The organism is Bradyrhizobium sp. GCM10028915, from assembly GCF_042666195.1.
In the GTDB taxonomy this organism is placed as follows: domain Bacteria; phylum Pseudomonadota; class Alphaproteobacteria; order Rhizobiales; family Xanthobacteraceae; genus Bradyrhizobium; species Bradyrhizobium canariense_D.
Window position 1 is genome coordinate 864333 of record NZ_JBHTFN010000044.1, and the last position, 22112, is coordinate 886444.

At 64.3% G+C, this 22112-nt stretch carries 24 protein-coding genes; 14 read left to right on the forward strand and 10 right to left on the reverse strand.

Going from position 1 to position 22112, the window contains the following annotated elements:
* Positions 1 to 199: 199 nt before the first annotated feature.
* From ACFQX9_RS24285 to pncA, 5 genes are all read right to left on the reverse strand, one after another.
* On the reverse strand, positions 200 to 1453 hold the full coding sequence (locus ACFQX9_RS24285; protein ID WP_377790889.1) for a DUF1236 domain-containing protein: 1254 nt from the start codon (positions 1451 to 1453) through the stop codon (positions 200 to 202).
* A 92-nt stretch (positions 1454 to 1545) separates the two neighbouring features.
* Positions 1546 to 1932 (reverse strand): GrlR family regulatory protein, encoded by a 387-nt coding sequence (locus ACFQX9_RS24290; RefSeq protein ID WP_018457891.1) that lies wholly within the window; start codon positions 1930 to 1932, stop codon positions 1546 to 1548.
* 14 nt (positions 1933 to 1946) lie between these two features.
* On the reverse strand, positions 1947 to 3980 hold the full coding sequence (locus tag ACFQX9_RS24295) for an NAD(+) synthase (RefSeq protein ID WP_377790891.1): 2034 nt from the start codon (positions 3978 to 3980) through the stop codon (positions 1947 to 1949).
* 146 nt (positions 3981 to 4126) lie between these two features.
* Positions 4127 to 5242, reverse strand: coding sequence for an alpha/beta fold hydrolase (locus ACFQX9_RS24300; RefSeq protein WP_377790893.1), 1116 nt, complete (start codon positions 5240 to 5242; stop codon positions 4127 to 4129).
* Between the two features lie 16 nt (positions 5243 to 5258).
* Positions 5259 to 5897 carry a bifunctional nicotinamidase/pyrazinamidase gene (gene pncA, locus ACFQX9_RS24305; RefSeq protein WP_018457894.1) on the reverse strand — a complete coding sequence of 213 codons (639 nt, stop codon included), beginning with the start codon at positions 5895 to 5897 and terminating at the stop codon, positions 5259 to 5261.
* Positions 5898 to 6151: 254 nt separating this feature from the next.
* Here pncA and glk point away from each other — a divergent pair, with 254 nt between their 5' ends.
* The 3 genes from glk to ACFQX9_RS24320 all read left to right on the forward strand — a co-directional run bounded on the left by glk (position 6152) and on the right by ACFQX9_RS24320 (position 7777).
* Positions 6152 to 7123 (forward strand): glucokinase, encoded by a 972-nt coding sequence (gene glk / locus ACFQX9_RS24310; RefSeq protein WP_377790895.1) that lies wholly within the window; start codon positions 6152 to 6154, stop codon positions 7121 to 7123.
* Positions 7124 to 7266: 143 nt separating this feature from the next.
* Complete coding sequence (locus ACFQX9_RS24315; protein ID WP_018457896.1) at positions 7267 to 7470, forward strand: hypothetical protein; 204 nt, start codon at positions 7267 to 7269, stop codon at positions 7468 to 7470.
* A 142-nt stretch (positions 7471 to 7612) separates the two neighbouring features.
* A complete protein-coding gene (locus ACFQX9_RS24320) occupies positions 7613 to 7777 on the forward strand; it encodes a hypothetical protein (protein ID WP_162847220.1) in 165 nt (54 codons plus the stop codon).
* A 62-nt stretch (positions 7778 to 7839) separates the two neighbouring features.
* On the opposite strand, the gene ACFQX9_RS24325 is transcribed toward ACFQX9_RS24320, so the two are convergent.
* Positions 7840 to 8217, reverse strand: coding sequence for a response regulator (locus ACFQX9_RS24325; RefSeq protein WP_026233459.1), 378 nt, complete (start codon positions 8215 to 8217; stop codon positions 7840 to 7842).
* Positions 8218 to 8328: 111 nt separating this feature from the next.
* Positions 8329 to 9120 (reverse strand): Spy/CpxP family protein refolding chaperone, encoded by a 792-nt coding sequence (locus ACFQX9_RS24330; RefSeq protein WP_377790898.1) that lies wholly within the window; start codon positions 9118 to 9120, stop codon positions 8329 to 8331.
* Positions 9121 to 9603: 483 nt separating this feature from the next.
* On the opposite strand from ACFQX9_RS24330, the gene ACFQX9_RS24335 reads away from it, so the two are divergent.
* The 6 genes from ACFQX9_RS24335 (at position 9604) to ACFQX9_RS24360 (ending at position 15755) form a co-directional block, all read left to right on the forward strand.
* On the forward strand, positions 9604 to 10944 hold the full coding sequence (locus tag ACFQX9_RS24335; protein ID WP_026233460.1) for an ABC transporter substrate-binding protein: 1341 nt from the start codon (positions 9604 to 9606) through the stop codon (positions 10942 to 10944).
* A gap of 147 nt (positions 10945 to 11091) precedes the next feature.
* Positions 11092 to 12030, forward strand: a complete 939-nt coding sequence (locus tag ACFQX9_RS24340; RefSeq protein WP_007590928.1) for a carbohydrate ABC transporter permease — start codon at positions 11092 to 11094, stop codon at positions 12028 to 12030.
* Positions 12030 to 12941, forward strand: a complete 912-nt coding sequence (locus tag ACFQX9_RS24345) for a carbohydrate ABC transporter permease (protein ID WP_018457902.1) — start codon at positions 12030 to 12032, stop codon at positions 12939 to 12941. The genes ACFQX9_RS24340 and ACFQX9_RS24345 overlap by 1 nt, the downstream gene beginning before the upstream one ends.
* 6 nt (positions 12942 to 12947) lie before the next feature.
* Entirely contained in the window at positions 12948 to 14048 is a 1101-nt protein-coding gene (locus ACFQX9_RS24350) for an ABC transporter ATP-binding protein (protein WP_018457903.1), read from the forward strand.
* 33 nt (positions 14049 to 14081) lie between these two features.
* On the forward strand, positions 14082 to 15071 hold the full coding sequence (locus ACFQX9_RS24355) for a hydroxyacid dehydrogenase (RefSeq protein WP_085353081.1): 990 nt from the start codon (positions 14082 to 14084) through the stop codon (positions 15069 to 15071).
* A 186-nt stretch (positions 15072 to 15257) separates the two neighbouring features.
* Entirely contained in the window at positions 15258 to 15755 is a 498-nt protein-coding gene (locus tag ACFQX9_RS24360; RefSeq protein WP_162496253.1) for a hypothetical protein, read from the forward strand.
* A 33-nt stretch (positions 15756 to 15788) separates the two neighbouring features.
* Here the strand turns inward: ACFQX9_RS24360 and ACFQX9_RS24365 are convergent, their stop codons facing one another.
* Complete coding sequence (locus ACFQX9_RS24365) at positions 15789 to 16286, reverse strand: DUF1993 family protein (RefSeq protein WP_018457906.1); 498 nt, start codon at positions 16284 to 16286, stop codon at positions 15789 to 15791.
* Positions 16287 to 16424: 138 nt separating this feature from the next.
* Here ACFQX9_RS24365 and ACFQX9_RS24370 point away from each other — a divergent pair, with 138 nt between their 5' ends.
* From ACFQX9_RS24370 to ACFQX9_RS24380, 3 genes are all read left to right on the forward strand, one after another.
* Positions 16425 to 17207, forward strand: a complete 783-nt coding sequence (locus tag ACFQX9_RS24370; RefSeq protein ID WP_018457907.1) for a transporter substrate-binding domain-containing protein — start codon at positions 16425 to 16427, stop codon at positions 17205 to 17207.
* A gap of 172 nt (positions 17208 to 17379) precedes the next feature.
* Positions 17380 to 18288, forward strand: coding sequence for a DUF2147 domain-containing protein (locus ACFQX9_RS24375; protein ID WP_085353083.1), 909 nt, complete (start codon positions 17380 to 17382; stop codon positions 18286 to 18288).
* 177 nt (positions 18289 to 18465) lie between these two features.
* Positions 18466 to 18816, forward strand: a complete 351-nt coding sequence (locus ACFQX9_RS24380; RefSeq protein WP_377790903.1) for a hypothetical protein — start codon at positions 18466 to 18468, stop codon at positions 18814 to 18816.
* A gap of 143 nt (positions 18817 to 18959) precedes the next feature.
* Here ACFQX9_RS24380 and ACFQX9_RS24385 read toward each other — a convergent pair whose 3' ends face one another.
* Both ACFQX9_RS24385 and ACFQX9_RS24390 read right to left on the reverse strand, forming a co-directional pair.
* Positions 18960 to 19364: a cupin domain-containing protein gene (locus ACFQX9_RS24385; RefSeq protein WP_018457909.1), complete on the reverse strand. Its 405-nt coding sequence runs from the start codon at positions 19362 to 19364 to the stop codon at positions 18960 to 18962.
* Positions 19365 to 19389: 25 nt separating this feature from the next.
* Positions 19390 to 20088: a ribonuclease activity regulator RraA gene (locus tag ACFQX9_RS24390; protein ID WP_018457910.1), complete on the reverse strand. Its 699-nt coding sequence runs from the start codon at positions 20086 to 20088 to the stop codon at positions 19390 to 19392.
* Between the two features lie 247 nt (positions 20089 to 20335).
* On the opposite strand from ACFQX9_RS24390, the gene pxpB reads away from it, so the two are divergent.
* Positions 20336 to 21067, forward strand: a complete 732-nt coding sequence (pxpB, locus tag ACFQX9_RS24395; RefSeq protein WP_085353084.1) for a 5-oxoprolinase subunit PxpB — start codon at positions 20336 to 20338, stop codon at positions 21065 to 21067.
* A complete protein-coding gene (locus ACFQX9_RS24400; RefSeq protein ID WP_018457912.1) occupies positions 21064 to 22101 on the forward strand; it encodes a biotin-dependent carboxyltransferase family protein in 1038 nt (345 codons plus the stop codon). Before pxpB ends, ACFQX9_RS24400 begins: the two co-directional genes overlap by 4 nt.
* Positions 22102 to 22112: the final 11 nt, after the last annotated feature.

A 22112-nucleotide genomic window follows, 5' to 3' on the forward strand; every position in this document is an offset into this window, starting at 1 on the left:
GGCATCACCCTCTGATCGCGCACCACGGGGTTGGGGGACCACATGGGGCGGGGGATCAAAGGCTGGGGCAAGGTTACGAGGTCCGGACTCCTAGGCACTCCGGACCTCGGGACTTTCTAGTTTGAACGTGATTTCGCGCCGCCGGCTTGATCAGCCGTGCGGCGCGAAGTCGTTTTGGCGTCGTTATGCCGACACGGCGCTAGCGTGTCTGCGGCTCGATCGTCACCGTGCAGTCGCCCTGCCCTTGCGTCGCGACCACGATGTTGCCCGCGGGAGCGCCGAGGGCGATCGGCGCGGATGAGCCGCCGCCGGGCATCTGGACAGTCACGCTCAGGGAGTCCGCTCGCGCGGTCGAGCCTACGGTCGAGGGTTCTGCCTGGGCCACATTACCCGAGGCGTCACGCCGCATGATCTGGCAGTTCAGATTGCCGCCCCCGGCGGCCGCCATGCTCGATGAGGTGCCGCCACTCATCTGGGCGCGGGCTCGTGAGGGATCGCGGGGCAGCTGGCTGACGATGCGATGCGTCCGCGGCTCCACGATGACGACGTCGTCGCCGGTCGCGAAATATTCGTAATCTCGATACTCGGGCTCGATCGCGACGATCTCGGGCGGAAGCCTGTGGAGGCGCACGCGCGAGGGAATGGTTTCACCGACCCGGATCGAGATGTTCAGATTACGCTCCGGCTCCGCCAGGCGTGCGCGGCTCACCGTTTCGGAGATCCGCACCTGCTTCTCGGACGTCACCTGGGTCTGCTGATTGGCCTGCGTGTTGGTCTGGGGCGTCTGATTGGCTTGATTGGTCTGCGTGCCTGAAGTGGCAGGCGCGGTCTGCGCATTGTTGGTCGGGGCCGTCCGGTTCGTGTCGGTCGCTGTGGCCGGTCGGTTGTTCTGTTGCGCCGGCTGCTGCTGCTCGGCCGCGTTGCGCGGCGGCTGGGTCTGGTTGCGCTCGTTCTGGTTGGCCGCAGCTCCCGTGCGCTCGTTCTGCTGGCCAGACGTGCCGGACTTGGACTTCTCGGACTCGGCCGTTGATTTCTGCGGCGCGGACTTGTCCTGCTTCGTCTCGGCGCTGTTCTTGCCGTCGCGTCCCGGTTTCGGGCTCTCCGCCTCACGGTTGCGATCGCGCGAAGGCTCACGAGATTCCTGGGCCTGATCCTTCGACTTCGGCTGGTTGCGCTCGGCAGAACTGGCCGGCTGGCGCTTGTCGTCACTCGCGTCCTGCTTGGCAGCGCCGCCCTTCTCCTCGCGGCCCGCACCCTGCAATCGCTCCTGGGCGCCCAGCGCGCGCTCTTGAACCCGTTCTTGGGCGCCGCCGCGTTGCGGCCCGGCACCTTTCGCCGGCTCCTCGGTCCGTCTCGGCTCGTCCCTTCGCTCACCGGGCGCCTGGGCGTAGGCGAAGCCGGAAGCAAGCATCAGTCCGATAGCCGCGGTCGATAACATCAAGTGCTTGCGCATGGTCCCTCTCCTGGAAAATTCGCAACAACAGACGCGAACGTTCTGTTGGTGCGAAGGTTCCTGATCAGGAACGAGGGCTGATCACGCGGGTCTCACATCGGGTCCTTCAGCGTGAGCCGCGCCGTGAATGTCACGCTGGTCTTGCCAACCAGCGCCATGCCTTCGACTTCGGCGCCGTCGGCGGAATAGTCGCCGGAAAAGCCGCAGGTCACTTCCCTGCCGCCGAACGCGAGCGGCTTGCCGACGGCCTCGGTGTGCTGATTGACGGTCATGTCGCCACGCCATTTCCCGTTCCGGAAGGTGTAGCTGCCGGTGTAGTAGAAATAGCTGTCGCCGCCCATGATGCGGCCATCGCAGAGCACGACGACGCCTTTGGCCTGGCCGCGCTTGCCGTCGCGCATCTCGATCTCAAAGATGTAGAGGCCGTTGAGGACCTTCTGTGGGTTGCCGCCCTGCTCGAGCCCATCGCCGGCCGACATCGCTCATCTCCCGTTCAAACCGGCACATTCCGCTCGAGATCTTCAAGCCACGCCGCAGCGCTCGAATCCGACGGCGCACGCCAGTCGCCGCGCGGCGACAACGAGCCGCCGGCCGAAACCTTGGGTCCGTTCGGCATCGCCGAGCGCTTGAACTGGCTGAAAGCGAAGAAGCGGCGCAAGAACACCTCCAGCCAGCGGCGTATTTCCTTGAGATCGTAGGCCTTGCGCTTGTCGGTCGGAAATGCCGGCGGCCACTCGCCCTGGGCAACGTCTTTCCAGGCCTGCAGCGCCATAAAGGCGATCTTGGACGGCCGCATGCCGAACCGCAGCGTGTAGAACAGGTTGAAATCCTGGAGCTCGTAGGGGCCGACCGAAGCTTCCGTGCTCTGCGGCTTCTCGCCGGGCTCAGCCGGAACCAGCTCCGGCGAGATTTCGGCCGACAGGATCGATCCAAGCGTTTGGTTGACGTCGTCGGTGAACTGCTTGGAGGCAATCACCCAGCGGATCAGATGCTGGATCAGCGTCTTCGGCACCCCGGCGTTGACGTTATAGTGCGCCATCTGATCGCCGACGCCATAGGTGCACCAGCCCAGCGCGAGTTCGGAGAGATCGCCGGTGCCAATCACGAGGCCGCCATGATGGTTGGCGAGCCGGAACAGATAGTCCGTGCGCAGACCCGCCTGCACATTCTCGAATGTGACGTCATAGACCTTCTCGCCCTTGCCGAAGGGATGGCCGATGTCCTTCAACATCTGCGTCGCCGTGGTGCGAATGTCGAGCTCCTGCCAACTCGTCTGCAACGCCTTCATCAGCGCCAGCGCATTGGTCTTGCTGTCGCTGCCGGTGGCAAAGCCCGGCATGGTGTAGGCGAGAATGTTCTCTCGCGGCAGGCCAAGAAGGTCGACGGCCTTGGCGGCGACGATCAAAGCATGGGTGGAATCGAGTCCGCCCGAGACGCCGATAACGACGCGCTTGGTACCGGTCGCACGCATGCGCTGGACGAGGCCCGCGACCTGAATGTTGTAGGCCTCATAGCAGTCCTGCTCGAGCAGGCTCTCGTCGCTCGGCACGAACGGAAAGCGCTCGACCTTGCGCAGGAAGCCGATATCGGCGGCCGGCGCCTTCAGGGCGAAGCCGACTTTTCGGAAGAAGGCTTCGCGCTGCCGGCGATTGTCGTCGAACGTACCCATCAGCGCGCGTTCCTGCCTGAGCAGGTCGAGATCGACGTCGGCCAGCGTGATCTGGCCGCCCTGGCGGAACCGCTCGCCCTCGGCCAGCAGCACGCCGTTCTCGTAGATCGAGGTCTGGCCGTCCCAGGCCAAATCCGTGGTCGATTCTCCTGCCCCGGCCGCGGAATAGACGTAAGCCGCGAGGCAGCGGGCCGACGTCGATTGGCACAAGAGCGCGCGCGAGCGGGCGCGGCCGATCGTGATCGGGCTGCCCGAGAGATTGATCAGCACGCTCGTGCCCGCAAGCGCGAGCTCGGAGGCCGGCGTTACCGGGATCCACATGTCCTCGCAGATCTCGACGCCGATGGTCAGGCCCGGAACGTCCTCGGCTGCGAACAGGAGGTCGACGCCGAACGGGGCATGCAGCCCGCCAAAGGCGACCATCTCTCCGACGATGCCGGCGCCGGAGGCGAAATGCCGCCCCTCGTAGAATTCGCGATAGGTCGGCAGGTAGCTCTTGGGCACCACGCCGAGGATCTTGCCGCGATGGATGACGACCGCGCAATTGTAGATCCGATTGCCAAAGCGCAGCGGCGCGCCAACGATCAGGACGGTCATCAGGGACGAGGATGCCTCGACGATGGCCACAAGCCCGCGCTCGACCGCATCGAGCAGCGGATCCTGCTTCACGAGATCTTCGATTGCATAGCCGGACAGGCAGAGCTCGGGGAACACGGCAACCGCCACCGACTGCGCGTGGCAGTCCTTCGCCGCCGCCAGAACCGCAGCTGCGTTGGCCGTGGGATCAGCCACATGAGAGGTGGTGACGCAGGCCGCCACGCGCGCAAATCCGTGGGCATAGATCGAGTGGAAACTCATCGAGCACAGTCCCTTTGTCTCGTCGCGACCGGCCTCCGCCGGCTCTGGACTCCATTTAACCCATCGACATGGCCCCGTGCAGGCCATTCAACGGCATGCATAACGGATTTGCAGCTTCGCTGCCCGGCCGTGCCCTTGAGGCAGTCTCAGGCTCTGCGCGCCAGCATGCCGGGCAGATCGTCGCGCAGCCACTCGGCGATCCGGGGCCAGGCATGGGCGTGGGTCCGCGCGCCCATGAACAGGCCAAGATGGTTGCTGGGCTGGGAGGCCGCCGCAATGAACGCCGGCGGTGTGCCGAGCAAGCCGGCGGTGGCGAGCGCCTGCGCAGCCGGCACGACGTCGTCATCGAGTCCGGCCAAAAGGAAGACCGGCGCCTTGACGTCCTTCAGATCAATCCCGCGGCCGAGTGCCGTGAACTGGCCGCGCGCGATCCGGTTCTCCCGGAAAATCCAGTTGACGATCTCGAGATAATAGGTGCCGGGCAGATTGAGGGGCTCGGCATTCCAGCGCTCGAAGCGTGCCAGCAGCGCCGCACCGTCCTCGCCGGAGAGGTCGCTCTGCAGCGCCGTCGCGATGTCGTCGCGGCCCGGTGCCTTCGACCAGAGCCGCAGCATCTCTTCGCCGCTGACATTGCCGCCGCCGCGGGCGACGAGCTGGTCGTAGACCATCTCCGGCGCGTTGCGGGCGAGCTGCGACAGCCTGGAGTCAATGGAGAGGTCGACGGGCGCGCCAGCCAGTACCAGCCGCCGCACCTTGGCGGGAAAGCGCGCCGCATAGAGCAGCGAGAGCCAGCCACCCTGGCACAGGCCGACGAGATCGACCGGCGCGCCGATTTCGTCGATGGCGACGTTGAGATCACCGAGATAGCTGTCGATCGAGAGATAGCGCATGTCGGGTGCGGCCGAGCGCCAGTCGGTGAGATAGACCCGGTCGATGCCGCCATTTTGCAGGGACTGCACAACGCTGTGGCCGGGCGCGAAGTCGGCGATCAGGGCCCGGTGCAGCGCATAGGGCGCGCAGACCAGTGCCGGCTGGCCGGCCCCCGTCCGCGCGCAATTACGCAGGCGCATGGTCGCAAGCTCCAGCGCGACGGAGTTGGGCGTGGTCCAAGGCAGGCTGCTGTCGGCCAGCTCCGACGGGCCGCGCTCGAGCCATCCAAAGCAGGCGTCCATGGCAATCCGCGCCGCAGCGAACGGCCACAGCAGCGGGTCATCCGGGACCGGCTCCGGTGCGCGCAGCTGTTTGCCGGTCTTCTCCGCCATGGCTATCCCACGGTCCTCACAGGAAGGCCTCGAAGCTGACGAGCGAAATACCGCGCTCGCGAAAACTCTGATGGGTCGCGGCCACCGAGCCGTCGAGATCGATGCCGCGGCAGGCGTCCTCGATGACGGCGACCTCGAACCCGGCCTTGCGGGCATCGTCCGCCGAGAAGCGAACGCAGAAGTCGAACGCGAGGCCGGCGACGAAGACGGTGTTCAACTCGCGTTCGCGCAAATATCCGAGCAGGCCGGTCGGCGTTGTCCTGTCGTTCTCGAACAGCGCCGAATAGGAATCGATGCCGCGCCGAAATCCCTTCCGCACCACCAGATTTGCGCGGGTGACGTCGAGATCGCGATGAAATTCGGCGCCTGCGGTGCCCTGCACGCAATGGCTCGGCCACAGCACCTGGACGCCGTAGTCGAGCACGATGGTCTGGAACGGCTGTTTGCCCGCATGGTTCGGCGCAAAGGAGACATGATCGCGGGGATGCCAGTCCTGGGTCAGCACCACATTGGCGAATTTTTGGGCGATCCGATTGATGGCGGGGACGACCTTCTCGCCGCCGGGCACGGCGAGCGCCCCGCCCGTGCAAAAATCGTTCTGCACGTCGATGACCAGCAGCACGTCGCGGTCGGAAATCTTCATCGCAAGGTCCATTCCAGGCCATCCGCGCGAGCGGCGCCGAAGGCACGTCTGCAGTGTCGATCTTCCCGGGCTGCTTCGCAACCAACGAGAAGGTGCGGCGATCTGCGCGAATGCGCCCCGTCGGTCCCGGGATGCAACGGTTTGGGCTGATGCGTGTTGACTAGATCCACCCGGGGACGGATTCTGACAGCCGTTCGCGTCTTGCGATCGGATAGAGCGGAGGAAGCGGTTCCCGCAGCCGGAAAGGCTGCGGCAGCCATACGCACATGACCATCGGCAAGACAGGACAGATTCTTCTCGCCGATATCGGCGGCACCAATGCGCGCTTCGCGCTCAGTCAGGGCGATCAGACCGGACCGATCGACTACGTCAAAGTGGCAGACTTCCCGACCGTCCGGGAAGCCATTGCCGATGTTCTCGCGCGTCGCTGCCACGGCCAACCGCCCCCAAGGGCCGTGCTGGCCGTCGCAGGACCGGTGACCAACAACCGCTGCGTCATGACCAACAGCCCATGGGTCATCGACGGCAACGAGCTTCAGCCGGCCCTCGGCTTCGACAGCGTCCATGTTCTTAACGATTTCGAGGTGGTGGCCTGGTCCCTGCCCGCCCTGCAGCCCGCCGACCTGATCCCGCTCGGCGGACAGGATGGCCTTCCCGGAGAGCCGTTGCTGGTGGTTGGACCCGGAACCGGCTTTGGCGTGTCCTCCCTGGTCGAGCGCCACGGCTCACGGCTGGCCGTCGTCACCGAGGCAGGCCACGCGACCCTGCCGGCGGAGGACGAGCGCGAGGAACGCGTGATCGCGTGCATGCGCCGACGCCTCGGCCATGTCTCCATCGAGCGTGGCGCGTTGTCCGGTTCGGGCCTGCAAAGCCTGTACGAGGCGCTGGCCGAGGTGGAAGGCGCTCAGGTGCCGCATCGCGATGCTGCCGCCATCACGAAGGCCGCCCTGGAAGGCAGTTGCGAGCTCAGCCGCAAGACGCTGGAGATGTTTTGCGCCATCCTCGGCTCGGTCGCGGGCAATCTCGCGGTGACCTTCGGCGCACGCGGCGGCGTTTATATCGCCGGCGGAATCGTGCCGCGCTTTCCTGACTTCCTCGCAGCCTCCGCATTCCGGGCGCGCTTCGAAGCCAAGGGACGCTTCCAGGACTATCTGCGCGACATCCCGACCAGACTGGTCACGAAACCTGATGCGAGTTTCCTCGGCCTGACGATGTTCGCGGAGCACAACCAGCCTTAAACGGCGCGCGCCTCCGTCCGCGGGTTCCAGTCATGCACAGCTGATTGCGCGGCACGCGCGCGCGACGCGGGATCGTGCTTGCGCGCACGTCCCGGATGAGAAACAATCCTAGCTTGTGCGTGGCGTAGTTGCGGGGGCGTGACATGCGTAAGCAGGATCTGGGTTTCGACTATCACCGCTATCACCGCCTGCTGCTCGAGGCGGACGACGAGGGCAAGCGGCTGGCCCTGATCGAGCTCTTGATCGAGGAAAAGGCGCGTGACCGCCTCGCAGCCCAGCGCGCTTCGGACCGCGCCGCCATGACGGCCCACACCATCGCCACGGTGCTGAAGAACGGGCGCCACTGAAACGCGTGATCGCACTCCAGTGCCCGAAAATGCGGTATCGATTGCGATTTCGTTAACGATCCCTCGAAAGCTCGCGTCAAACTTTTTGCTCTAGGAGTTCCCCACCTGATCCAATTCAGGGGCAACAAAGGGGGGAATGAACATGAGCATGATTTCGATCGCCGCGATGCCGGCCACCAGCGAAACGCGTTTGGCCGATTCTTCGTTTTCTTCGTTCAAGACCATCTTGCTGTTTTGCTGCACGGGCCTGGTCGCCTCGTTCGGCCTGATGGCGCGCGGCATCGATCTCGGCGCCGGCCTGATGTGAAGCCGCGACGAATTCCGTCGCGAAATGGCCGCCCCTGATGGGCGGCCATTTTCATTTTGGTCTCAGTTCGGCGTCTTCGCTGCCGCTTCCGGAAACATCGAATCGATCATCGCCTTGAGCTGATCGATCGAAATCGGCTTGCGCAGGATCGGCCGGCGCCTGAGCAAGGACGGCAGCAGCTCCGGACCGTAGCCCGTGGCGAACAAAAACGGCTTCCCGCGACGCTCGATCAGATCGGCGACCGGATCGACGTAGAGGCCCTTGAGATTGATGTCGAGGATCGCAAGATCGTACTGCGCGGTCATGGCGAAAGCGCTGGCGTCCCGAACATTATCCGCTTCCGCGATGACGTGGTGGCCGAGTTCCTCCACCATGTCCGTCATCATCATCCGGATCAACGTCTCGTCTTCGACCAGGAAAACGGAGAGTCCGTCCGCCATATCAACCCCGCCCATCAGCTTCCCAAGCTAATCATAACCGAATCGCGAAGAGGATTCACGAATTCGTGGCGGGGTCCGTTAATTCGACCCGCCCGATCCGATTCCACTTGATCAATCCAATCCTCGTTCGTGGCTGAGCCGCACCATCTCCTCCACGAACACCTGCTTTTGTTTGTCATCGAGGCTCGAATAGAGGGGCTCGGCGGCGTCGGCGACATTGCGCTGGTCGGCAGCGCGGTCGATCAGGAATTGGGCCTCGTTGCGCATCTGCTCGACGATGTCGTCGGGAGGATCCCGCTTGGCGCGCGCAACCCGCAGGTTGAGCCGCTCGGCACCGTTATGCCCGAGGTAGTGCATGGCGCTCGAGAAACCGTACCAGTGCTTCTCCTGCTCGGGCGTGAGGTTCAGCTCGGTCTTGATCCGCTCGATATAGGAGTCGCTGTTGGTGACGATCTGGTCGGCGGTCAATTGCGGCGCGCCGGTCTGGGTGAGGACCGTGACATCCTTGTCCTGCGGCGCGTTCTTCGCCTCCTTGCTCGCCTTGGCGCCCTTGCCCGCCTTGGCGCTCTTGGCATCTTTGTCCTTGCCGGCGCCCTGCTTGGCGTCCTTGGCCGCATCCTTGCTTGCATCCTTGCTCGGATCTCTGGCGGCAGGCGCCTGATTGCCATTATTGCCAACGCCGAGCACGCCGGTGAAAACACCGACCACGCCGCCGATCGCGCCGCCAAGCACGCCGCCGACCGGACCCGCCGCCTTGTTCCCGGCCGCCGCTCCTTCCTGAACCCCTTTGACCAGGCCTTGAGCGTTCGCCACCGCGGCTGCGCCGAGCAGCAACACGAAAACGGACCCCAGCGCGAACCATCGTCGCAGGTAAAGCCGCGCGGGCGGCGCCGGGTTGATCATTCTGGTCTCCATCTCGATCTGATTAGGCTCTTGGGGATGAGAACCACCCGCCAGCTGCAACTCTATCGTTTTCACCGCTTCGAGGTCTAGGCGCCGACAAATGCTATCCACGCCCGAAAAGTGTTTGCCGCGAGGTGCTTACGCAGGCTCCTTGGAAACTGCGGCGTAATTGCGCACATGTCGGTCGGGCGCGCCAGCGCCAAGTGTGCGTCGCAAAACAACCGGCCGTGGTTCATGGTCCGCGCATGAGGTCGAGGGCGCTGCCGCGTTCCCGGACACAACGTTAGTTCTAGGCGCAAGCCGTTCGGTTTTCTCGACAGACGCAATCAATCATGATCTGATCGCGCTACCAATTTGCCTTCGAAGCCGACGGCATCAACAAGAAACGTCGAACAAGAAACTTTCGAAAAGAAAATCAAAAGCAGAACTCGGAAGAGTTCAGAGGAACGCCAGAACAATAAAACACCCAAGCGAGGAAACGAGATGTCACGCAAGACACTGACGCGACGTCAATTTGTGGCTGCCACTGCAATGTCCTCCGCGGCGCTGATCACGGCGCCCTATGTCCGAGGCGCTTACGCCGCCGGCAAGCTCTCGATCGGCTTCTGGGACCACTGGGTGCCCGGCGCCAACGATGCCTCCACCGCGCTCGTCAAGGAATGGGGCGAGAAGGAGAAGGTCGAAGTCTCGATCGACTACATCACCAGCAACAACAAGAAGATCGAGCTGACGGCAGCGGCCGAAGCCCAGGCCAAGTCCGGTCACGACATTCTCCAGATGCCGAGCTGGTGGCCGCACGCCTATTCCGAGAATCTCGAACCGCTCAACGACGTCATGGAGCCGCTCATCAAGCAGAACGGCGAGGTGAACGACACCGTCAAATATCTCGGGCGGTCGGGCGGCAAATGGCTCGCAGTGCCCGCGACGCCGGGAAGCCAGATCAAGGGCCCCTGCTCCCGCATAGATCTCATGAAGAAACACGCCGGCATCGACGTGCAGGAGATGTATCCAGTCGGCGCTCCGCCGAAAGCAGACAACTGGACCATGGAGACGTTCCTGAAGGCGGCCGAGGCCTGCCACAAGGCCGGCTTCCCCTTCGGCATCGGTCTCGGCGAGACCACCGACAGCGTCGACACCGCCGGCGCGATCTTCCAGTCGTTCGGCGCCGAGCTCGTCAACGCCAAGGGCGATATCACCGTCAAGACCGATGCAGTGCGGCAGGCGCTCGAATTCTACAAGAAGCTGATCGCCGTCCTGCCCACCGACGCGCCGTCCTGGGACGATGCCTCCAACAACAAATGGCTGATCTCGGGCCGCGGGGCGATGATCCTGAATCCGCCGAGTGCCTGGGCGGTCGCCAAGCGCGACGCACCGCAAGTCGCCGAACAGTGCTGGACGCACGGCTTCCCGTCCGGTCCGAAGGGACGTTTTGCGCCCTTCCTGCCGTACTTCTGGGGCGTCTGGGCCTTTGGCAAAAACAAGGAAGCGGCCAAGAGCTTGCTTGTTCACCTGTCCTCGCCGGCGGCGATCGAGAAGTTCGTCGCGGCGAGCGGCGGGTACGATCTGCCGGCCTACGCGAACATGACGAAGTTCAAGACCTGGGCCGAGGAAGGGCCGCCGAAGGGCACGCTCTTCCACTATCCGGATCCCTACAAGCAGCAGACGATGTCGATCGCCGCGTCTCCGGCGCCGCCGAAGATCGCCCAGCAGATCTACTTCCAGGCGACGCTGACCAAGATGGCGCTGCGCTTTGCGCAAGGAGAGAAGTTGGAAACCGCGCTCGCCTGGGCCGAAGGCGAGTGCGAAGGCTTCATGCGAACCTGAGCCGGGTATGTGCCATGGCGGTTCACGCTTCGCGCGTGAGCCGCCGAGGCACACTCGCTCGATCCGCTTGCCGAATGAAGCCGACGGCTGCGCCGGCTTCGCCGTCCTACATGTCCTGCTACGTGTCCTGCAAAAGAGGCTAACGTCATGGCCGATGTCGTCGTTGAGCAAGGCCGTCCCGCTCGAGCTGCGAGCCCGCGCAAACGGGCGAGCCTGCGCAATGCAATGGGACGGAAATCGACCGTCGCGTTCTTCCTGACGCTGCCGCTGATCCTCCTGATCGCCCTGCTCGTGCTCTATCCCGCCTTCTATTCGGTCTACCTGGCGACGCTGAACAAGGCGATGACGAAGTTCGTCGGTCTCAGCAACTTCACCTTCCTGTTCAAGCGCGAAACGTTCTGGATGGTGGTGAGACAGTCCTGCATTTTTGCGATTACCGCCGTGGTCTTCAAGGCGCTGATCGGCTTCATCGTCGCGCATTTCGTCCACAATATTCCCGGCAAGAAGCAACGTAAATGGCGCGGCATGCTGCTGGTGCCTTGGGTGATCCCACCGGCGATGAGCACGCTGGCATGGCTGTGGCTGTTCGATCCCTCCTACAGCGCCTTCAACTATACGCTGTCGTTCTTCGGCATCGGTCCGATCCCGTGGCTCGGTGACACCTTCTGGGCGCGTTTCTCCGTCATCCTCGTCAACGTCTGGTACGGCGCGCCGTTCTTCCTGATCATGTACCTGGCCGCCTTGAAATCCGTACCCGACCAGCTCTACGAAGCCGCAGCGATCGACGGCGCCAATTGGTGGCAGAAGATCTGGCACATCACCCTGCCGATGATGCGCAACATCATCGCCATCACCACGCTGTTCTCGCTGATCGTCACTTTCGCTAATTTCGACATCGTGCGCATCCTCACCTCCGGCGGTCCGCTGGACCGGACGCATTTGTTCGCCACCTGGGCGTTCCAGGTCGGCATCCAGAGCAGCGACATTCCGCTCGGCGCCTGCGTCTCGCTGTTCATGGTGCCGATCCTCGCCGTCGCAGCGGTCTTCATCCTGCGCGATGTCAACAAACGTGGGAACGAAGCCTGATGAGCACGCTCGCAATCGACAAGGCCGGACCGACACGCAAGGTCAAGCTTCGAAGCATGAGCCGCGACCGCACCTGGGCGCTGCGCTGGTCCTACTTTTTCCTGGTGCTGTTTGCGATCTTCTTCCTGATCCCGCCGATCTACATGCTGATCACCTCGCTCAAGAGCAGCGCGGAGATCTCGGCCGCCACCAATCCGTGGTGGGTATTTCATCCGACGCTGTCGAACTATGTGGAGCTATTGACCTCGAACCAGTTCCTGCGATTCTTCTGGAATTCGTCGATGATCTCGATCGTGGTCGTGATCGTGACGATGCTGATCAGCATTCCGGCGGCGTTTGCATTGGCGCGGATGAAGTTCTGGGGCTCGGCGACGCTCGCGACCGGGGTCTTTCTCACCTATCTGATCCCGGACAGCCTCCTGTTCATTCCGTTGTTCAAGATGCTCGCGGTGGTCCAGGACGTCACCGGCATCACCCTTCTCAACCGCTGGTACGTGCTGGTGTTCATCTATCCGACGCTGACCGTGCCGTTCTGCACCTGGATCATGATCGGTTATTTCGCCTCGATCCCGAAGGAGCTGGACGAGGCGGCTCTCATCGACGGCGCCTCCTGGCTCCAGACCCTGACGCGGATTTTCATTCCGGTTGCCCTCCCTGGCCTGATCGCAGCGACCATCTTCGCCTTCACCGTGTCCTGGGCGCAGTTCCTCTATCCGCTGGTGTTCACGACATCCATCGACCAGCTCGTGCTGCCGGTCGGCATCACCACCACGCTGATCAAGGGCGACGTCTTCAACTGGGGGCAGATCATGACCGGCGCGCTGCTTGGCGCTGCCCCGCCGCTGGTCATCTACGCCTTCCTGATGGACTATTACATTGCCGGCCTGACCGCCGGCGCCACAAAGGGTTGATGTCTTATGGCTGAGGTTGCGTTGCGGAAGGTGGTCAAGCGTTACGACGACGTCGAGGCGGTGCGCGGCATCGATCTCGACATCTCTGACCATGAGTTCATCGTGCTCGTCGGCCCCTCCGGCTGCGGCAAGTCGACGACCTTGCGGATGATCGCGGGACTCGAGGACATCACCGACGGCGACATCATGATCGGCGGGGACGTCGTCAACGACGTGCCGCCGAAGGACCGCGACATCGCGATGGTGTTTCAGAACTACGCGCTCTACCCGCACATGACGGTCGCGGAGAACATGTCGTTCGGGCTGCGGCTCAAGCACTATCCCAAGGCCGAGATCAAGGCGCGGGTGACGGAAGCCGCCCGCCTCCTCGACATCACCGACCTGATCGACCGCAAGCCGAAGCAGCTCTCCGGCGGCCAGCGCCAGCGCGTCGCCATGGGGCGGGCCATCGTGCGCAACCCAAAGGTCTTCCTGTTCGACGAACCGCTGTCCAATCTCGACGCCAAGCTGCGCGTGCAGATGCGGATCGAGATCAAGAAGGTGCACCAGAAAGTGCGCACCACGACGGTCTACGTCACCCACGACCAGGTCGAGGCGATGACGCTGGCTGATCGCGTCGTGGTGATGAACAAGGGTCGGATCGAGCAGATCGGCACCCCGAACGAGCTCTACCACAAGCCGGCGACGCGCTTCGTCGCGGGCTTCATTGGCTCGCCGGCGATGAACTTCATTCCGTGCCGTCTCGAGGACGTCGGCGGCAAGCTCAACGTCCGCCTGACGGATCGCATCTCATTCCCGTTGCCGCCGGCCCGCGCCGCCCGTTACAGCGCGCTGCCCCGATCTGAAAACCTGTTGCTCGGCATCCGTCCCGAACATCTCACGGAATCGCATGCGCATCTCGAGCCGGGTGTCGAGACCTTCGACACCGTGCTTGATGTCACCGAGCCGATGGGAATGGAGACGCTGGTCTATTTCGGACTGGAAGGCACGCCCGTCTGCGGCCGTGTCGATCCCAATGCGGGCGCCAAGGACGGAGCACCCATACGTTTGGCGATGGACCTCAACAATATGCACCTGCTAAACGAGGCGACCGGCGCCGTCTTGTGACGGCCGGCCAAGAAACTCGCGCAGGTAGGGACGATGTCGACCAACAAGAAGAAAATCTTTGTCACGCAAACTTTGTCGCAAGGGGCGCGCGCCCTCCTCACCCAGCGAGATGATATCGAGCTCATCGAGTTTCCGAACCTGATCTCCGCCAGGGATTTCGAGGCCTTGCTGAAGAGCCACGCGCCGGTCCATGGCGTGGCGCTCGGCGCCACCGCTTTCGGCGAGACCGAGCTCGAAGCCTCGAAGGACATGAAGGTGGTGACCCGGATCGGCGTCGGTTACGACGCCGTCGACGTCCCCGCCCTCTCCCGCCGCAAGGTGCCGCTGATGGTCGCCGGCAGCGCGAACTCGCCCTCGGTCGCCGAACAGGCGCTGTTCATGATGCTGACACTGGCAAAACGCGCGCAGGAGATGCACGCCTGCGTGAAAGACGGCAAATGGGCGGACCGTCTCGGCATGCTGCCGTTCGATCTCTACGGCAAGACCGTCCTCATCATCGGCTTCGGCCGCATCGGCACCCGCACCGCCAAGCGCTGCCTGGCGATGGACATGAATGTGCAGGTCTATGATCCCTACAAGGCAGCCGCAGAGATCAAGGCAGCAGGCTGCGAGCCGGTCGCCGACCTCGATGCCGCGCTGCCTCACGCCGATTTCGTCACCATCCACTGCCCGAAGACGCCGGAGACCGTCGGTCTGTTCGACGCGGCGCGGATCGGCCGGATGAAGCCGAAATCCTACCTCATCAACACCGCACGCGGCGGCATCGTGAAGGAGGCGGCGCTGTACGACGCGCTGGTCTCGGGCAAGCTCGCCGGTGCCGGCATCGACGTGTTCGAGGCGGAGCCGCCACCGGTCAGCAACGCGCTGTTCGCGCTGCCCAACGTCATCATGGCGCCGCACGTCGCCGGCGTGACGGTCGAGGCGGTGAGCCGGATGAGCGAGCAGACCGCGCGCAACATCCTGAGTGTGCTGGACGGCGATCCTATCCGGCAGAACATCATCAATCAGGATGTCCTGGGCTGAGCGCATCTCCGGGCTAGGCGGTTCTCTTGGGCGGGCGATCAACCCGCCGCCTTCGGAACGCCAGAATGAGTCCCATTTTGGTGCAGATCGAGCCCTCACTCAGCCTTAATCAAACCCGCGTAATAGGTCCGGCCGCGGCGGCAGTGGGACAGACTTGCCGGCCGCGTCGAGCTGGAGGATGGACCCTTGTCAGAGATCGACCCGACCGACCACGCGTTGGCGACCATCGCCAGCATCCTGGAGCATCCTGAACCCGTCCTCGTCCTGCGCGAGACCGAGACTGCGCGCGAGACCGAGACTGTCACCGTGACTGAAATGGTGGTTGCTGGTGAGCATGGGGTCGCGGACGAGCACCCGATGGTCGACGAGCATCCGGTGGTCGAGGAGCAGCCGCTGGTGCCGGAGCACGCCGACGCCGACGGCTACAGCAAGGTCGGCCCCGGGCCGATGGTGGCGATCCGTCTGAAATGGACGGTCCATCGCGGCGATGACGGCCAGTTCTACGTCCACGAGACCATCGGCGAGCAGTCCGTGCCCGTGGTCAGCGGCCCGATGACCGGCGAAGCCGCGGTGCATTTCGTCGACGCGCATGAGGACGAGGCGCATCGGCGCTTCGAAGAGCTGCGCAGCGAGATCGCCGGCCGCAGCTCGCTCGCCGATTACGAGCGCAAGGGCGAAGCCTAGCGCGCTCTCGCGCGAAGTGGATGCCGGTTCGGCTTATCGTCGTCCGAGATAATCCTTCTTCACGAGCTCGACGCCTGCGTGCCGCAACAGGTCGTAGGCGGTCGTGACGTGAAAGAAGAACTGCGGAACGCTGAAGGTCAGCAGCAGCGTCCGCCCGGTGAAGGGCAACTCGGTCCCGTTCTTCAGCCTGAAGAAGACATTCCGCTCCGCCGCAGCATTGATCTCTGCGCGCGGCAGGCTTTCGATGAACTCGATTGACGTCGCGATGCGGGCCTGGAGCCCGGCCATGTCGTGCTCCAGCACCGGCAGCGCCACCGGCTCGCGGTCGGCGAGCAAGGCCGCGGCGACCGTGGCGTGGCGACAGGCCTCGCCGATCTGTTGCGCCAGATCGTACATGTCGGGCGCCATGCGCATGCCGAGCAGGACGGCCGGGTTGAACTTCCGGGCCTCGGCATAGGCAACGCCCTTGTCGAGCAATGCGGAGAGGTTGCGCAGATACGGCACGAAGAGTCCGACCGAGGCGTCATACATTGAGATCGTCACTTCAAAATTCCCTTCAATTCCGCCTCGCCAGAGACGGGCATCTGGTCTAAATCCAGGCCTCAAGACAGGCCTTGAGAGCTGCACAATGACAGCTTGGACATGGGTGGAAAAGAGATGATCGTTCGAATGACCATTCGAATTCTGGCGACTTTGGCCGTGGTCCTGCTGGCAAACCTTTCGGCCCACGCACAGCAGACGGCGCCGTCCCGCCTCGACGAGATAGTCAAGCGCGGCACTTTGCGCGTCGGCATGACCGGCGACTACAAGCCCTTCACCTATCTCGACAAGACGACGCAGCAATTCAGTGGCTTCGATGTCGACATGGCGGAGGCACTCGGCAAGGCGCTCGGCGTCAAGGTCGAATTCGTGCCGACGGCCTGGCCGAAGCTGATGAAGGATTTCGAGGCCGATCAGTTCGACATCGCCATGGGCGGCGTCTCGGTCACGCTCGACCGGCAGAAGAAGGGCTTCTTCTCCACGCCGATCATGCGCGAGGGCAAGACGCCGATCGCGCGCTGTGCCGATGTCGGCAAATACCAGAGCATCACCGACATCGACAAGAAGGGCACCCGCGTGATCGTCAATCCCGGCGGCACCAACGAGCGCTTCGCGCGTGCCAACATCAAGGACGCCGACATCACCGTCTTCCCGGACAATACCGTGATCTTCGACGAGATCGCCAAGGGCAATGCCGACCTGATGATGACCGACGCCTCGGAGACGCGCTACCAGCAGAAGCAGCATCAAGGCGTGCTCTGCGCGGTGCATCCCGACAAGCCGTTCGATTTTTCCGAGAAGGCCTATTGGCTCCAGCGCGACATGGCGCTGAAGGCCTTCGTCGATCAATGGCTGCATATTTCGATGCAGGACGGCAGCTACAAGAAGATCTACGCCGCCTGGTTCGATTAGGGCCGCGTCCTCCTGTCGCTTGTGCCGGCCAAACTTTGGACCGGCTCCGGTGTTATTGAACCCGAAACGCAGAAGCCACGACTCATACGGTGACAGTGATCTAGATCACTTTTTGCGATCGAACCGGGGCGTAAGCGTCGGTGCGGGGACCACCTGTTTCAGGAGATGCGAAATGAGGAAGCTGTTGGCCACGGCCGCATTCCTTTTGGCGAGCACCGCTGCGCAGGCGCAGTACACCTTCGACTATGGCGGGCGCACCATCCGCATTGATCCCGACCGCGGCACGGTGCAAATCCCCGGCGTCTACGACAACACCGGCCAGGGCAAGGCGAAGAAAGCCAAGAACGATGCCAAGGGGGCTCCCAAAGCGGACCCGCAGGCACCGCAACAGGCCAAGGCTGATCCGCAGCCGCCTGCCAATCCGGCGCCGGCCCCAACACCTGTCACGGCGCCGCCGGCGGCCGAGCAGGCCCCTGTCCAAGCTCCCGTCCAAGCCCCCGTGGCCGTGGCGCCTCCTGCCCCGCCAGCGCCTCCGGCCACCACGGCTAACAAGGCTCCGGCCGAAGAGGCGCTTGTGCCGCCGCCTCAGCCGGCCCCAAGTGCTGCCCCGACCGTGGCCGCAGTACCGCCCGCCCCGCCTCCACCGCCCGCCCCGATGGTCGCAGTCGCGCCGCCGGCTCCATCTCCGCCTCCCGTCCCGGCGCCTGCTCCCGTTCAGTCGGCCGCCGTCGCGCCGCCGGCTCCCGCAACCGCGGCCACGCGCGACCTCAATTCACCGCTCGGCGTCTGGCTCACCGAGGAGAAGGAAGGCAAGGTCCGCATCGAGCAATGCGGCAGCAATCTCTGCGGCTACTCGGTCGATTCGAAATCGAACCAGAATGGCGAGCAGGTTCTGATCAATATGAAGCCCGGCAAGGACCAGAACAAGGACCCAAAATGGTCCGGCCGGATCCTCGATCCGAACTCCGGCTCGACCTACGATTCAACCATCGCGCTGAAGGGCACCGATCGCCTGCGCGTGCAGGGCTGCGCCTTCGGCGGCATGTTCTGCGGCGGCCAGACCTGGACGCGGGTGAACTGACTTCCCGCGACACTCTGACCGAGACAAAGGGCCCGCAATGCGGGCCCTTTTGCTTTTGCCCCTCGATTTCCGGGATGTGCGCGACATCACAGAGCCCGTCGCGCGCGTGACAGCCCTCACATCGCCGGTTCCGCGTCCGTGACACGATCCCCGCATGATCAACCCTAGGGGCGTGTCATGAACGGATTTCGCAAGGCTCTCTTCGCCACAATCATAGTCATCGCGTTGCCGGCCGCGCAGGCCAGCGCCAGCACATTCGACGGCGCATGGAATGTCCGCATCTCGTCATCGAGCGAGACCTGCGGCAACGGCTCGACCGTCGCCATCGGCATCAACAACGGTCAGATCGCCTCGAGCAGCGCAATGGTGACGGCGTCGGGCCGCGTCGCGGATGCCGGCAGCATCAGTGTCACCTTGAGCACGGGCATCAAGCGCGCCGTCGGCTTCGGCCGCCTCAGCGGCACCTCCGGCTCCGGCACGTGGCGCGGCAGCATGTGCACGGGAACGTGGACCGCCGAGCGGATGTAAGGTGTCGTGCCCCGGACAAGCAGCGACGAGAAGCGTTGCTGCGCAGAGCCGGGACTCAGCAGTCCTGATGCCGTCAAAAGTTTTGGGCCCCGGATCGGCGACGCATCGCCGCGGGGCGATGCGTCTTGTCCGGGGCACGAGAGCTAGCCCAACGCGGCCCCATACTCCGCGTCGCTCACCGGCTCCAGCCACGTCGAGTAGACGCCGTCGAGCGCTTCTTGCATGGCGATATGGCACATGCCGTTGGTCGGCGATCCGCCGTGCCAGTGCACCTCACCCGGCGGAATCCAGACGGTGTCGCCGGGACGGATCTCCCTGACGGGCCCGCCTTTGGTCTGAACGCGGCCGACACCGGAGATGACGTAGAGGGTCTGCCCGAGCGGATGATGATGCCAGTTGGTGCGTGCGCCAGGCTCGAACGAGACACGCGAGCAGTTCAGCCGTGCCGGCGCGGGCGCCATGATCACCGGGTCCTGCCAGACGGTGCCGGTGAAATTTTCCTTGGGCGCGCGGCGGGTCAGCCGCGTGCCTGCAACAGTGATCTCCATTGGGATTACCTCGCTTCTTTCCCGATTACTTCTTGCTTGCTGCGTAGCGCGCCTTGGTCTCGGCGTTCATGGGATAGAGGCCCGGGAGCACCGCGCCATTGTTCACCTCGTTGACGATCCAAGCTTCCATCCGCTCCTGCTCGACACCCTCGTTGAGCACTTGTTCGAGCATCGCCTGCGGGATCAGCACGCAGCCGTCCTGGTCGGCAACAACGATGTCGTTCGGGAACACCGCAACGCCGCCGCAGCCGATCGGCTCGCCCCAGCCGACGAAGGTCAGACCGGCGACTGACGGCGGCGCGGCATAGCCGTCGCACCAGACCGGCAGGTTGGTGCCGAGCACGCCCTCGACGTCACGCACGACACCGTCGGTGACGAGTGCGGTGACGCCGCGCTTCATCATGCGCGCGCATAGGATGTCGCCAAAGATGCCGGCGTCGGTGATGCCCATGGCGTCGACCACGGCGATGCAGCCCTCCGGCATTGCCTCGATCGCGGTGCGGGTCGAGATCGGCGACGACCATGACTCCGGCGTCGCCAGATCCTCCCGCGCCGGCACGAAGCGCAGCGTGAAGGCCGGTCCCACCAGGCGCGGCAGACCCGGACGCAGCGGACGCGCGCCGCGCATCCAGATGTTGCGCAGGCCCTTCTTCAGCAGGACCGTGGTGATGGTGGCAGTGGTGATGCCGGCGAGGGTCTTGCGGGCTTCGGGGGACAGCGACATGGAAACAGACGAGCTCCGGATGGGCGGGAAAGAACGCGCGCATCTTGCGGGGTGCGGGCCTTGCGTCAAGGGCCAATAGGATACCAATCATGCAGGGCCGCAGCGCAGTTATGCGTCGCGATAACAAGGGTTTATCGCCTCCCCCTGCATTAATTTATTGGACTTGCGGGCGCATTTACGCGAAGCAGGGACAAGCGGAGCTCAAGGCCGAGCCCGCGTATCTCCAGAAGCCCGATTTCGACAGCCCATGTCCGCGACGCTTCCCCCGCCCCGCCTGCTGCCCAGTGGCGACAGCGCCGTCACGGTCGAGTTCAGCCGTACCATCGACGACGACGCCAACCAGCGCGTGCTGGCGCTCGACAAGGCGCTCGCTGCGAGTCCGATCGATGGCATCACCGAGTCCGTGCCGACCTATCGCTCGCTGCTGGTGCATTACGATCCCGGCAAGATCGGCTTTGATGAACTTGGCGAAAAGCTGCTCGCGCTCGCCAGCCAGCCGCTGCCGCCGGCCACCAAGGCCCGCCGATGGCGAATTCCCGTCGCCTATGGCGGCGAGCACGGCATCGACCTCGAGGACGTCGCGAAGGCGCTGAACACCACACCCGACGACATCGTCGCGCGCCACGTCGCCGGCGACTACAAGGTTGCCATGATCGGCTTCACGCCGGGCTGGTCCTATCTCAGCGGCCTCGACAAATCCCTGCAGATGTCGCGGCGGCAGAATCCACGGCTGCTGACGCCTGCCGGCACGATCTCGATCGGCGGCATCCAGGCCGGAATCCAGTGCCTGGCGGCCCCGAGCGGCTGGCACCTGCTCGGCCGCACGCCGGTGCGGACCTATCAGCTCCACCGCAATCCGACCTTCCTCACCGAACCCGGCGATCGCGTGACGTTTTTCGCGATCGACCACAAGACATTCGAGGAACAGGACCGCGCTGCCGAGGCCGGCGAGATCATTGCCGAGCAGGTGGTGGCATGAGCCGGCTCGTGATCGCCAGCATCGGGCCGGCAAGCTCGGTCCAGGACGGCGGACGCCATGGCGCGCAACGCTATGGCCTGACGGTCAGCGGAGCGATGGACCGCCTGTCGCTCGCGGCGGCGAACACGCTTGTCGGCAACGAACCGTTCGCAGCCGCTGTCGAGGTCGGCCCGTTCGGCGCCGCGTTCACCGCGCGCGACGGTGCCGTGCGCGTCGCGATCTCAGGCGCGCCGCGCAATGCGGACATCGCCGGCAGTCCGGTCGCCACGGACACATCGGTGACGTTGAAAGACGGCGAGACGCTGACGCTGGGTTTTGCTCGCGGCGGTGCGTTCACCTATCTGGCGATCGAAGGCGGGATCAAGGGCGAGCCGGTGTTCGGCAGTCTCGCAGTCAACGCCCGTGCCGGTCTCGGCAGCCCCTACCCGCGCCCGCTGCAGGCCGACGACGAATTCAGCGTCGATGCCGCAAGCGGTGCACCGGAACAGCGCATCGAACTCCCGAAGCCGTCGAGCGGTCCGATCCGCGTCCTGCTGGGTCCGCAGGACGACGAGTTCGACGACGCCAACAAGGCGCTGTTCCTCGACAGCGAGTGGAAGATCTCGGCGACCTCCGATCGCATGGGCTACCGGCTGGAAGGTCCCGCGATCAAGCATCTGCACGGCCACAACATCGTCTCCGACGGCACGGTCAACGGCAGCATCCAGGTGCCCGGCAACGGCGCGCCGATCGCGCTGATGATGGATCGCGGCACCTCCGGCGGCTACCCGAAGATCGCGACCGTGATCACGGCCGACGTCGGCCGTCTCGCGCAGACCTCAGCGGGAACGGCGTTCCGCTTCAAGGCGGTCAGCATGGCCGAGGCGCAGGACGAGGCGAAGAAATTTGCGCAGCTGATCCGCAACCTGCCCGATCGCCTGCGTTCTGCCGACACCGTGGCGCTCAACATCGAAGCGCTCAGCGATGCCAACGTCGCGGGCTATGCTGTCAGTGCCGTCGACGCCGGGACCTGGCAGGTCGCGGCCGAGCCGTAAACGACAAGACG